The organism is Pseudoalteromonas sp. S4492, assembly GCF_005886115.1.
In the GTDB taxonomy this organism is placed as follows: Bacteria; Pseudomonadota; Gammaproteobacteria; order Enterobacterales; family Alteromonadaceae; genus Pseudoalteromonas; species Pseudoalteromonas gelatinilytica.
In genome coordinates this window covers 1-11,689 of sequence record NZ_PNCP01000025.1, presented here as the reverse complement: position 1 = coordinate 11,689, position 11,689 = coordinate 1, and the positions used below count along the sequence as shown (strand labels likewise).

General features: G+C 41.5%; 10 protein-coding genes and 1 tRNA gene. 5 read left to right on the top strand and 6 right to left on the bottom strand.

What is annotated here, in order from left to right; genetic code table 11:
• Positions 1–63 precede the first annotated feature (63 nt).
• Positions 64–1,104, bottom strand: a complete 1,041-nt coding sequence (locus CWC28_RS07740; protein ID WP_063706017.1) for a Leu/Phe/Val dehydrogenase — start codon at positions 1,102–1,104, stop codon at positions 64–66.
• A 404-nt stretch (positions 1,105–1,508) separates the two neighbouring features.
• A complete protein-coding gene (locus CWC28_RS07735; protein WP_063706019.1) occupies positions 1,509–3,035 on the bottom strand; it encodes a fumarate hydratase in 1,527 nt (508 codons plus the stop codon).
• Between the two features lie 181 nt (positions 3,036–3,216).
• Here CWC28_RS07735 and pabB point away from each other — a divergent pair, with 181 nt between their 5' ends.
• From pabB to CWC28_RS07720, 3 genes are all read left to right on the top strand, one after another.
• Complete coding sequence (gene pabB / locus CWC28_RS07730) at positions 3,217–4,560, top strand: aminodeoxychorismate synthase component I (protein ID WP_138624959.1); 1,344 nt, start codon at positions 3,217–3,219, stop codon at positions 4,558–4,560.
• A gap of 17 nt (positions 4,561–4,577) precedes the next feature.
• Positions 4,578–5,156: an NUDIX hydrolase gene (locus CWC28_RS07725; protein ID WP_063706023.1), complete on the top strand. Its 579-nt coding sequence runs from the start codon at positions 4,578–4,580 to the stop codon at positions 5,154–5,156.
• A gap of 100 nt (positions 5,157–5,256) precedes the next feature.
• Complete coding sequence (locus tag CWC28_RS07720; protein ID WP_105180335.1) at positions 5,257–6,633, top strand: L-serine ammonia-lyase; 1,377 nt, start codon at positions 5,257–5,259, stop codon at positions 6,631–6,633.
• Between the two features lie 47 nt (positions 6,634–6,680).
• Here the strand turns inward: CWC28_RS07720 and cysB are convergent, their stop codons facing one another.
• Positions 6,681–7,658, bottom strand: coding sequence for an HTH-type transcriptional regulator CysB (cysB, locus tag CWC28_RS07715; RefSeq protein WP_063706027.1), 978 nt, complete (start codon positions 7,656–7,658; stop codon positions 6,681–6,683).
• A gap of 298 nt (positions 7,659–7,956) precedes the next feature.
• Between cysB and CWC28_RS07710 the strand changes: the two genes are divergently transcribed.
• On the top strand, positions 7,957–8,715 hold the full coding sequence (locus CWC28_RS07710) for a hypothetical protein (RefSeq protein ID WP_063706029.1): 759 nt from the start codon (positions 7,957–7,959) through the stop codon (positions 8,713–8,715).
• Positions 8,716–8,741: 26 nt separating this feature from the next.
• Here the strand turns inward: CWC28_RS07710 and CWC28_RS07705 are convergent, their stop codons facing one another.
• Positions 8,742–10,034, bottom strand: coding sequence for an NCS2 family permease (locus CWC28_RS07705; protein WP_063706031.1), 1,293 nt, complete (start codon positions 10,032–10,034; stop codon positions 8,742–8,744).
• Positions 10,035–10,155: 121 nt separating this feature from the next.
• On the opposite strand from CWC28_RS07705, the gene CWC28_RS07700 reads away from it, so the two are divergent.
• Positions 10,156–10,620 (top strand): SEL1-like repeat protein, encoded by a 465-nt coding sequence (locus CWC28_RS07700; protein WP_063706033.1) that lies wholly within the window; start codon positions 10,156–10,158, stop codon positions 10,618–10,620.
• Positions 10,621–10,643: 23 nt separating this feature from the next.
• Here the strand turns inward: CWC28_RS07700 and CWC28_RS07695 are convergent, their stop codons facing one another.
• Both CWC28_RS07695 and CWC28_RS07690 read right to left on the bottom strand, forming a co-directional pair.
• A complete protein-coding gene (locus tag CWC28_RS07695; RefSeq protein ID WP_063706036.1) occupies positions 10,644–11,366 on the bottom strand; it encodes a helix-turn-helix domain-containing protein in 723 nt (240 codons plus the stop codon).
• A 244-nt stretch (positions 11,367–11,610) separates the two neighbouring features.
• Positions 11,611–11,687 (bottom strand) — tRNA-Asp (locus CWC28_RS07690).
• Positions 11,688–11,689: the final 2 nt, after the last annotated feature.

Sequence of the window (11,689 nt, the reverse complement as noted above, 5' to 3'; positions counted from 1 at the left end):
AATAAAGTATCAGCCCACGTTCTGCGCACCTTTTTTAACTGTAAATTTAGTGGGTTTACTAAATTATAAGCCGTTTTCGATGATTTCTAACGCTAGTTCATCGGCAATTAAATGCGTCGATTTTTGTTCTTTTTCAGAACGTGCGAAGATTTCAGTTAACGTATCGTAGATACCTTCAACGTGCTTAGTTGATGCTTCTGCACTATAACCTTCTGGTGCTGTTTCGTAGTAAACGTTGATGATACCACCTGCGTTAATTACGTAATCTGGTGCGTATAAGATACCTTTTTCGCGGATGATCTCACCGTGACGAGACTCTGCTAATTGGTTATTCGCACAACCAGCGATAATTGTTGCTTTTAGACGCGGGATAGTCGTGTCGTTTACCGTTGCGCCAAGTGCACAAGGTGCATACACATCAACGTCTAAGTCGTAGATTTCATCAATACCCACAGCCGTTGCATTGAAATCATTTACAACGCGCTCAACAGCTTGCTCGTTGATATCTGTTACAAATAATGTCGCGCCCGCTTCATGTAGGTGTTTACAAAGGCCGTATGCCACTGCACCTAAACCTTGCACAGCTACTTTGATACCAGCAAGGTCTTGATGACCACGTTGATGTTGTAAAGCAGCTTTAATACCTAAAAATGTACCATATGCTGTAAATGGTGAAGGGTTACCACTTTTACCTTCAAGACCTAGCACATAGTTCGTTTCTTTATTCATGATAGCAACATCATCACAGGTGATGTTTACGTCTTCAGCTGAATAGTAGCTACCGCTTAAACGCTCTAATTGACGACCAAATGCACGGAAAAGTTGCTCTGATTTAATTTCTTTTGCATTACCGATGATCACTGACTTACCACCACCAAATGGTAAACGTGCCACAGCATTTTTGTAGGTCATACCTTTTGATAAACGAAGTGCGTCAGTAACCGCGTCTTCATCAGTTGTGTAGTCCCACATTCTGCAACCACCAACCGCTGGACCTAACTTGGTATTGTGAACCGCGATAATAGCTTTTAGGCCTGATTCTTTATCTGAACAAAACACCACTTGCTCGTGGTTATCAAAGTCGACTTTATTAAATACAGCCACAGTTAAATACTCCGAAATTTTCTTACCCTAAGGGGTGTGAGCGCTGAAAGTGCCGAGACTTTATCACTTCGCATGCTCGCTTGCTACTAAATGAGATGATAAAACTAAGCAAAGTTCCCAAGCCGAAATATCAACTCAAAAACTAACACTTTATAGAAAAATTATACCAACCAAAGTACGCATTAAGCATTGTTAATTCAAAACAAAATATTAACTTAACAAACTTTATTACGTGAACGTAAAGGTAAAGTATAGCGTAAAGAAAAAGTGACAAGAAAAATATGCCGATAAAGCCAAGTAGTATCTGCTTTATGAAGGTATGCTAAGAAAATAATTGAGACTGGTCAGATCAGAAAAAAACGGCGCAGTTGCGCCGTTTTTTTAATAAAAGACTTACAAGATGGTTATTTTAATTTGCCATCAAGTTCTTCGATTTTTGCTTTCCAAATAGCTGGGCCTTGCGTATGTGCATTTGCACCTTCACTATCAACAGCAACCGTTACTGGCATATCTTCTACTTCAAACTCGTAGATTGCTTCCATACCTAAATCTTCGAATGCAACAACGCGTGCTTTCTTGATTGCTTTAGATACAAGGTAAGCTGCACCACCTACCGCCATTAAGTAAATAGACTTATTGTTCTTGATTGATTCTACTGTAGCAGGCCCACGCTCAGCCTTACCAATCATACCGATGATGCCTGTTTTTTCTAACATCATATCAGTGAATTTATCCATACGCGTTGCAGTTGTAGGTCCTGCAGGACCTACCGCTTCATCACCCACTGCATCTACAGGGCCAACGTAGTAGATAAACTTGTTATCAAAATCAACGCCTTCAGGTAAACCTTCACCTGATTGGATCATATCTTGTAAACGTTTATGCGCTGCATCACGACCCGTTAAAATAGTACCAGACAGAAGAACCGTTTCACCCATCTTCCACTCTTGTGTGTCTTCTTTTGTCAGAGTGTTTAAATCAACGCGACGTGTACCTTCGCCTACTTCAAATGTAACTTCTGGCCAATCTTCTAGTTTAGGCGCTTTAAGATCAGCTGGGCCTGAACCATCTAACGTGAAGTGTACGTGACGAGTTGCTGCACAGTTCGGGATCATTACCACTGGTTTTGATGCTGCGTGAGTTGGTGCCGTTTTGATTTTCACATCAACTACGGTTGTTAAACCACCAAGACCTTGAGCACCAATACCTAACTTATTAGCACGTTCGAAGATATCGATACGCATTTTTTCTTCAGTTGTTTCAGCGCCGCGCTCAATCAGCTCGTGAATATCAACCGGATCCATTAATGATTCTTTCGCTAGTACCGCGGCTTTTTCTGCAGTACCACCAATACCTATACCTAGCATGCCAGGTGGACACCAGCCCGCACCCATCGTTGGTAATGTTTTCTCAACCCATGCAGCCACATCATCAGATGGGTTAAGCATAACCATTTTCGTTTTATTTTCTGAGCCGCCGCCCTTCGCTGCAACCATTACCTCAACTTCGCCACCTGGCACTAAGTCGATATGAACAACTGAAGGTGTATTGTCTTTGGTGTTTTTACGCGTACCAGCTGGGTCTGCAACAATTGATGCGCGTAACGGGTTATCTGGGTTTAAGTATGCGCGACGTGTACCTTCATCAACCATTTGCTGTACAGTCATGTCTGTTTTATCCCACTTAACATCCATACCTACTTTTACGAAACAGGTAATGATACCTGTATCTTGACATAGCGGACGTTTACCTTCAGCAGACATACGAGAGTTAATTAAAATTTGCGCAATGGCATCTTTTGCCGCTTTGCTTTGCTCTTTGTTGTAAGCTTTTTCTAAGGCTTGTACGAAATCGAGAGGGTGATAAAAAGAAATGTATTGCAATGCATCTTCAATGCTATCAATGAAGTCTTGCTGACGAATTGTACTCATTACGGGTTCCTTAAGTTTTTATCGCGTAGCGCTGTACGTGATCCTGAGTAAACCGGTGACGAAGATTTACTCTACGGGTTAGTCATGGCATCACTATAAAGGAAATCATAACGCTGCCAATCAAATTTAACTTATGATACCCTCCTCGCCCGTTTCGGGCTAGTTATTCAGGGCAATGTAGATGATAAACGATGAAAATTTGTGCATTAAATTAGATTTAAGCGGTGATTGTATCGCGCTATTTAGTCATTTTGCTCATTTGCCCCATGCTGTGTTGCTCGATTCAGCCAATAGCGAGCATGTAAATAGCCGCTTCGATATCATTGCCATTGCGCCATTAAAGCGATTAGAAGTGCGTGAAAATACATGCTTTGTCGACGGCAAGGCGCAATCAAGTGATTGTTTTAGCTTGATGAAAGCAGGTCTTCAGGAATTTAATCACACAGCAAACCCTAACAATCTGCCTTTTACAGGTGGTTGGCTTGGCTATTTTGGTTATGACTTAGGTCGTGTGATTGAAACTATGCCAAATCATGCCGAAAACGACATTAACATGCCGCAAATGGCTGTTGGACTTTATCCTGATGCTCTTATTTTTGATAAGCAACAGCAAAGCTGGTTTTACGTTTGTCAGCCAAATCAAAATCGCTTAGCGCTATACCAGCAGCACCTAAACGAAACGCCAGCAAGTGCAGAGTTCGCGCTAAAAAGCGACTGGCAGTCAAATATGAGCAAAGCCAGCTACAGCGAAAAATTCGAGAAAATTCAAACTTATTTAAAAAGTGGTGACTGTTACCAGATCAACCTTGCGCAGCGTTTTAAAGCTGAGTTTTCAGGTTCAACATGGCAAGCCTATAAACAACTTCGAGAAGCGAATAAAGCCCCATTTTCAAGCTATATAAATCACCCAGATGGCGCTATTTTATCTATCTCCCCTGAGCGCTTTATCTCTATAAATCAAGGTCAAATAGAAACCAAGCCCATTAAAGGAACGCTCCCTCGTTTGGCTGACCCTGAACAAGACCAAGCACAAGCAACCCGTTTACAAAAATCTGAAAAAGACCGCGCAGAAAATGTCATGATTGTTGATCTGCTACGCAACGATTTAGGCAAAGTGGCTCGTCCAGGTAGTGTCACCGTACCCTCGCTATTTGCCATTGAAAGCTTTCCAGCTGTACATCATTTAGTAAGTACTGTGCGCGCAGAATTAGCGGATGGCAAAGATGCCGTTGACCAAATTCATGCCGCTTTCCCGGGTGGTTCAATTACCGGAGCACCGAAAATTCGTGCTATGGAAATTATTGAAGAGCTCGAACCACATCGACGTAGTGTGTACTGTGGCTCAATTGGCTATTTGAGTGCCTGTGGCAACATGGATACCAGTATCACAATTCGTACTTTAGTGTGTCATCAAGGTGCAATTTATTGCTGGGCTGGCGGTGGCATTGTGGCTGATTCAAAGGTCGACTTGGAGTACCAAGAAACTTACGATAAAGTAAATAAAATACTGCCTTTATTAAAGTAAACGTTGAAGTAACAACCTTGAATAGTCAGCAAATAATTGCCCGTTTTAGTTTAAGTCAAACCACAGAGCGTCCAGCTACCATTCGCTTTAATGCCGAAAAGCGTGCCAGTGCCGTGATGTTACCTTTGCTAGATATTAATGACGAAGCGCATTTGTTGCTGTGCAAACGACCAAGTTATTTACTGCATCACCCTGGGGAGATTTGCTTACCAGGTGGAAAGTATGAAGAGCAAGATGACACGTTAATGCACACAGCTCTTCGAGAGCTCAATGAAGAGCTTAATATTGGCACACATCAAGTGACTGTCCACGGTAAATTACACCAGTACGCGACCCTGACCGGTTTCACTATTGAGCCTTTTGTGTGTACCCTCAGCGAAGGGACAACATGGCAAGCAGATCCCAACGAAGTTGCTGCCAGCTTTTTACTGCCTTTATCTTATTTGAGTAACCAACAAAATTGGCAGCCCCTCCCCTTTGAGCGAAATGGTAAAACCATTACTTTGCAAGGTTTGATGACCCCCCATGGCCTGCTTTGGGGAGCAACAGCGAGCATTATTAATAACTTTATCAAACAGCTCGCCCTACCAGTTTAATTATCCTGCTTTTAGGGTTACACAGACACGTTTAAACGTTATTATGTGGCACCGTTCAAAGGCAGGTAGTATGCCGTTAAAGGAAAATGAGTAGCAAATTATGATCAGTGCATTCGATATGTTTAGTATTGGTATTGGCCCATCGTCATCTCACACTGTTGGCCCAATGCGCGCTTCGCGTTTATTTGTAAACGAATTAGAAGAAAAAAACTTACTTGCAAACGTCACCGATATTAAAGTTGAGCTGTTTGGCTCACTCGGTCAAACAGGTATTGGTCACGGCTCAGGTAAAGCCGTGATCTTAGGCCTTGCCGGCTATGATCCAGAAACCATTGATGCTGATTTAGTTGACGATATTCTGGCAAAAATCGAAAAAGAACAGGTTATTTACTTAAACCAAAGCCATAAAGCCAATTTCCCTAAGCAAGGTGCGATTGTATTCCATCGTCGTAAAACACTACCAAAGCACTCAAATGCGATGGAAATCATTGCGAGTCAAAATAGCGAAAAGCTATTCAGTAAAGTGTATTACTCAATCGGCGGCGGATTTATCGTAACTGACGAAGAATTCGAGAACGAAAAACAAAAAGCACTCGAAATTCGCGAGGAAAACCCTGCACCTTATCCGTTTAACACGGCTAAAGAGTTGTTAGAGCTATGCCGTGAATCAGGTTTTAGTGTATCAACACTTATGATGCATAACGAAAAAACCTTACGCAGCGAAAAAGACATCAAAGATGAGCTGTTTAATATTTGGCAAGTAATGAAAGCCTGTATTGAACGTGGCATGCGCACAGAAGGGATTTTACCTGGTGGTTTAAAAGTAAAACGCCGTGCACCTAGCCTCCACCTTAAATTAAATATTGAGGTAAACAATGACCCACTACGTGCGATGGACTGGGTTGATTTGTTTGCACTTGCAGTAAACGAAGAGAACGCTGCCGGTGGCCGTGTAGTTACCGCACCAACCAATGGTGCTGCGGGCATTTTACCTGCGGTATTAATGTATTATCACACTTTCATTAAAGAAGTAGACCGTGATATTGCGACCCGTTACTTATTAACAGCAGCAGCCATTGGTATTTTATATAAAAAGAATGCGTCAATTTCTGGTGCTGAAGTAGGTTGCCAAGGTGAAGTGGGCGTTGCTTGCTCAATGGCAGCGGGCGCCCTAACCGAAATCATGGGTGGTAATGTTGTGCAGGTTGAAAACGCCGCTGAGATTGGTATGGAGCACAATCTAGGTCTAACCTGTGACCCAGTAGGAGGCCTTGTGCAAGTACCATGTATTGAACGTAATGCGATGGGCGCTATCAAAGCAATCAATGCATCACGCCTTGCAATGCGTGGTTCTGGCGAGCAAAAAGTGACCCTTGATAAGGTAATTAAAACCATGCTCGACACAGGTAATGATATGAAAACAAAATACAAAGAAACCGCTCGCGGTGGCTTAGCAGTTAATATCATCGAGTGTTAATTTTCAGCACAATAAAAAAAGCCGCTTTAAAGCGGCTTTTTTTATTTCTATTTTACTGGTAACTCTATATTTTCGAAGAGCTTATCAACATCTTCTTGGTTACGTAATAAGCTTGCTCGCTCAACCAATTCTTTGGTTAAGTGTGGTGCAAATCGTTCAATAAAATCATACATATAGCTGCGTAAAAAGCTGCCTTTTCTAAAGCCAATCTTAGTAGTACTCGCTTCAAATAAATGGCTTGCATCAATACACACTAAATCAGTGTCTGTTACTTGGTCTATTGCCATCGATGCGACAACGCCCACACCTAGCCCTAAACGCACATAGGTTTTGATTACATCAGCATCCGTTGCAGTAAATACGATATGTGGCTCAAGTCCATGAGCATTGAAAGCTTTATCTAATTCAGAGCGACCAGTAAAACCAAACACATATGTTATCAGCGGGTATTTAGCCACATCGGCAACCGTTAAGTTATCAGCCTTTTGCGCAAGTGGGTGTGTTTTTGCCACGACGATACTGCGATTCCAGTGATAGCACGGCAACATAACTAAATCAGAGTATAAATGCAGTGCCTCAGTCGCAATGGCAAAATCAGCGTCGCCTCGTGCTGCTGCATCAGAAATCTGCTGTGGCGTACCTTGGTGCATATGCAAAGACACTGCCGGGTACTTTTTCATAAAGCCTTGAATAACATTAGGTAATGCATAGCGTGCTTGTGTGTGCGTGGTCGCGATATTTAGTTTACCTTGATCCGGTAAGGTATGTTCATTGGCAACCGCTTTGATACCCTCAACCTTTGATAGTATCTCACGTGAAATATTAATGATTTCGTTACCGGCACTAGTTACATGCGTTAAGTGTTTGCCACTACGACCAAAGATCTGCACACCAAGTTCATCTTCAAGCATACGAACTTGTTTCGAGATCCCCGGTTGCGAGGTAAATAAACTTTCTGCTGTTGCAGAGACATTCAGTTTATGATTTTGGACTTCGACTATATATCTGAGTTGTTGTAGTTTCATGGCTGCATTGTAAACGTTGTTATTGTTTATTTATAAAGGCTGCAAAGCACAATGCCAAGTGATATTTCATCGCGCTATACATTTATATCGATTGTTTCTAAGGCTAACACATTAAATTACAGCTCGGTAGCCGTGTTTACACGCAAAATATTCAATAAAGGTGCTAGTTTAGCGCTATACTCATTATAAAGTAGTAAGCATCGGAAGTTTATTCTAGATAACTAACCGCAAAGCTGTTCAGATCTGATCTTTTTAATGTAATATAAAAAAATTAGATAGTTAAAACTGAGATTTAGTAATGATTGTTTCTATCATCATCATGCTCATTGTTGCATTAATCGTCATTGCACTGTGGGTAAGTGCGGTGCAACAACATAAAGAAAAGCAAGAAGCAGAGCGCCGTAAAGAGTTAACAAAGTTAAAGAAAATCATTGAAGAAGCAGAAGATGTTTTGCTTAACAGTGCTAATATTCCCATGTCTGAAAACATCCTGCGTATTCTCCAGCGTCGTATTTATGATGCTCTAGCAGGTATGGTCGAACTGTCTCCAAGCTCAAAAGAGTTAAAAAATCGCTTAAAAGAATCTAAAGAGCGTTTAAGCTCGCCAATAGAAGCAAATAACAGTGACGCACTGGTGTTACCTGATAACGACAAACAACTAATCGCATTAATCCAAGGTATTAAAAAATTACGTGCGGTACTGCGCTCAGAGCATGGTAAAGGTAAAGTTGATAGCCAAGTATTTGTTGCAGAAGATAAACGCCTTGAAAAATTGCAGTTAAGGATCAATGTAGAAAGCCAAATCAAACGTGGTTTATCTGCTCGCTCGGCAAACATGGTGGGATCAGCAAGACAATATTTTGAAAAGGCACTTGCTACCCTATCGGGTGTGAGCTACAGCGATGAATATGTGAGTGCAAAACGACAAGAAGTTGAAAATTACTTAGAAGCGATTAGCTCTGAATTGAAAGCATCTAATGCAACATCAAGAAAGAAAAAAGCAGAACAAGAGCAAGACGATTTAGACGTGTTATTCGCACCAAAGAAAAAGTGGTAAACCACTTTTTCTTTGCTTTGACCTCGTTAAGATAAAAACGCAAACTTAACGATAAATAATGCTGTTAATACCCACACACTAATACTGATTTCATCTTTTTTACCACATACCAACTTCACCGCAGTATACGAAATAAAACCCAGTGCAATACCGTGCGCAATCGAGAACGTTAACGGTGTCATCAATAATACCACGCTCACTGGAATGGCATCTGTCATATCATCCCAATTTACCAGCTTTAAGTTTTGCATCATTAAAACAGCAACATACAAAATCGCACCTGCCGTTGCATAAGCTGGGATCATACCGGCTAGTGGTGCAAAGAACATCATTAACAAGAAACAAATACCTACAACCACCGCGGTAAGACCTGTACGGCCGCCCACAGATACGCCTGCTACTGATTCAATGTACGATGTCGTTGTAGACGTACCAAGCATTGAGCCTGCAATGGTTGCTGTGCTGTCTGCACTTAATGCACGACCTAAACGAGGCATTTTACCTTGCTCATCAGCAAGCCCTGCTTTTTGCGTAACAGCAACTAAAGTGCCTGAGGTATCAAACAAATCAACAAATAAGAAAGCAAAAATCACTGTTAGCATTGAGATTTCTAATGCTGATGCAAAATCTAATTGCATAAAGGTTGGCGCAATTGAAGGTGGCATTGACACAATACCTTGGTATTGCACAAGGTCTAAACCAAGGGCGATAGCCGTTACTAATAAAATACTAATTAGCACGCCACTTTTCATGTCGCGATATAAAAGAGCCGCAATCACAAAAAAGCTAAAAATGGCGAGTAAAGGACCCGGCGCTGTGATGTCGCCTAACTGCACTAGCGTTGCAGGGCTTGCTACGATAATACCGGCGTTTTTCAGTGCAATAAGCGCTAAGAAAGCACCGATACCTGTAGCAATGGCACGCTTTAATACCAGTGGAATGGCATCAATGATCCACTCTCGCACCTTAAATAGGCTTAAACACAAAAAGATACAGCCAGACATAAATACTGCGCCAAGGGCAGCTTGCCAAGTGTGGCCCATGCCAAGCACTACACCATAGGTAAAGAAAGCGTTTAAGCCCATACCTGGCGCCAATGCTAATGGGTAGTTAGCCCATAAACCCATGATAAAACAGCCGATTGCAGCTGCAATACAGGTTGCAACAAATGCCGCACCTTGGTCCATTCCTGCTTCGGCTAACATGGCTGGGTTAACAAATACAATGTAAACCATGGTAATGAATGTTGTTATACCAGCAATAGTTTCGCGGCGCACAGAGGTGTTGTTTTCAGTGATTTTGAAAAGTCTTTCGAACATGTTGAACTTTAAGTTGAGATTAATTGGCTAATTTTATCATATTTTATCTCAATAAGAGGACATTTTACCTTGCAATGTTCTAAACTAATAAGGTCTTTTATTTCAAGAAAATAACTAAACTATGTCTGATAATTCGCCAGTAGGCTTAGATTTAGAGCAACAGCTTGATAATATACTTGCCTTTATTACCCAACCCGATAAAGGGTCGGCGCCAGATAAAAGTACTCAATCTGTTGAAAACGTACTAAACAAAGCTTTATATTATTTAAAAAATGAACAGCCTCCCCTTGCTGCGAAATGGATGCGCCTAGCTGCTATGGCAGGTAACCATAGAGCACAATTTTATATGGGACTGTTTTTCATCAAAGGGCAAGGTGTTCCACACAGTGTTTTTCATGGCGCGGTGTGGCTAAGTCTGGCAAGTAGCCAAGGTTATGAACCTGCAACCGCTGCACTTGATGACCTGAGAAAACACATCAGTACGCGCAGATTACATGATGCGCAAAGCTATGCAGCGACCTTATACGAACAAATCCACCAGCAACAGTTTGCGCATTTAATTCCTCGCGATCCTGACGCCAGCTAACACGCGTCAGGTTCTACAACTCATTATTGCTGTCTTGTCAGTTTACTCTCAAATGTGATGAGACCTGCACCAACTACAAGCAATAAGATACCAATAAACTCAAGCCATACATGGCCTTTATGAGGCTTGATAACGGGTGTTTTTGAAGTCAGGCTATACAAACGCCTACCTTGCTCGCCAGATTCTACAAACGAAAAACCTTTATAATCCGCTGAGATAATAAATTTAAAATCATGCCTGCTAATCATTTCTCGACGTTTTGCATCTATTTTCTCGCTGCTTTGTTCTACGAGTAGCGTTCGCCAATCATGAAAAATGCCATCTGGTTCATTATCTTTCACTACACCATATGATTTGTACTCATAGAACTTTGTGTTGAATAGCTTTTCTTGATGCCCTAAATAAAACATGGCACAGCCTAGCGCACTTAATAGTATGGCAATATAGATCAATGAGCGCTGTTTAATGAATTGCTTATTACTTTGTTGCTTATACCAAGCTTCAATATCAGGCACATTAATCAACCGAGCTTTATCTACAGAATGTTTTAATGGCTCCATAAAGTCGCAAATTGTTAGATTGAGCGCCGTTAATATTGAACGAAATGTGTCATTAGAAGGCACTGATTTATCGTTCTCAAGTTTTGAAAGGTAACTTTGCTCTATTCCAACTTGCTCTGCAAATTCTGGTTGGCTTAATTTCAGCTCACTGCGATAGTGTCTTAGTTGTGTTCCGAATGTACTCATAACGCATTTCCTTTTTGTTGTGGAGCCGCCATTCTTTGCTATTCATGCAGATATAAAAAGCTGAATAAATAGGAATAATGAACAATATTAGCAAGATAGGATGAAAGATACGAGATACGAGATACGAGATACGAGATACGAGATACGAGATACGAGATACGAGATACGAGATACGTTGTCAGTATAAGGAAATAGTGAGGTGTAAAGTAAAGAATTATCTAATCATTTGCTTGAGGAAAACAAATGGCGGAGTGGACGGGACTCGAACCCGCGACCCCCGGCGTGACAGGCCGGTATTCTAACCAACTGAACTACCACTCCGC

Coding starts and splice junctions, on each gene's coding strand:
- CWC28_RS07735 (WP_063706019.1), bottom strand. CDS start 3,035: ATGAGTACAATTCGTCAGCAAGACTTCATTGATAGCATTGAAGATGCA.
- pabB (WP_138624959.1), top strand. CDS start 3,217: ATGATAAACGATGAAAATTTGTGCATTAAATTAGATTTAAGCGGTGAT.
- CWC28_RS07720 (WP_105180335.1), top strand. CDS start 5,257: ATGATCAGTGCATTCGATATGTTTAGTATTGGTATTGGCCCATCGTCA.
- cysB (WP_063706027.1), bottom strand. CDS start 7,658: ATGAAACTACAACAACTCAGATATATAGTCGAAGTCCAAAATCATAAA.
- CWC28_RS07710 (WP_063706029.1), top strand. CDS start 7,957: ATGATTGTTTCTATCATCATCATGCTCATTGTTGCATTAATCGTCATT.
- CWC28_RS07705 (WP_063706031.1), bottom strand. CDS start 10,034: ATGTTCGAAAGACTTTTCAAAATCACTGAAAACAACACCTCTGTGCGC.
- CWC28_RS07700 (WP_063706033.1), top strand. CDS start 10,156: ATGTCTGATAATTCGCCAGTAGGCTTAGATTTAGAGCAACAGCTTGAT.
- CWC28_RS07695 (WP_063706036.1), bottom strand. CDS start 11,366: ATGAGTACATTCGGAACACAACTAAGACACTATCGCAGTGAGCTGAAA.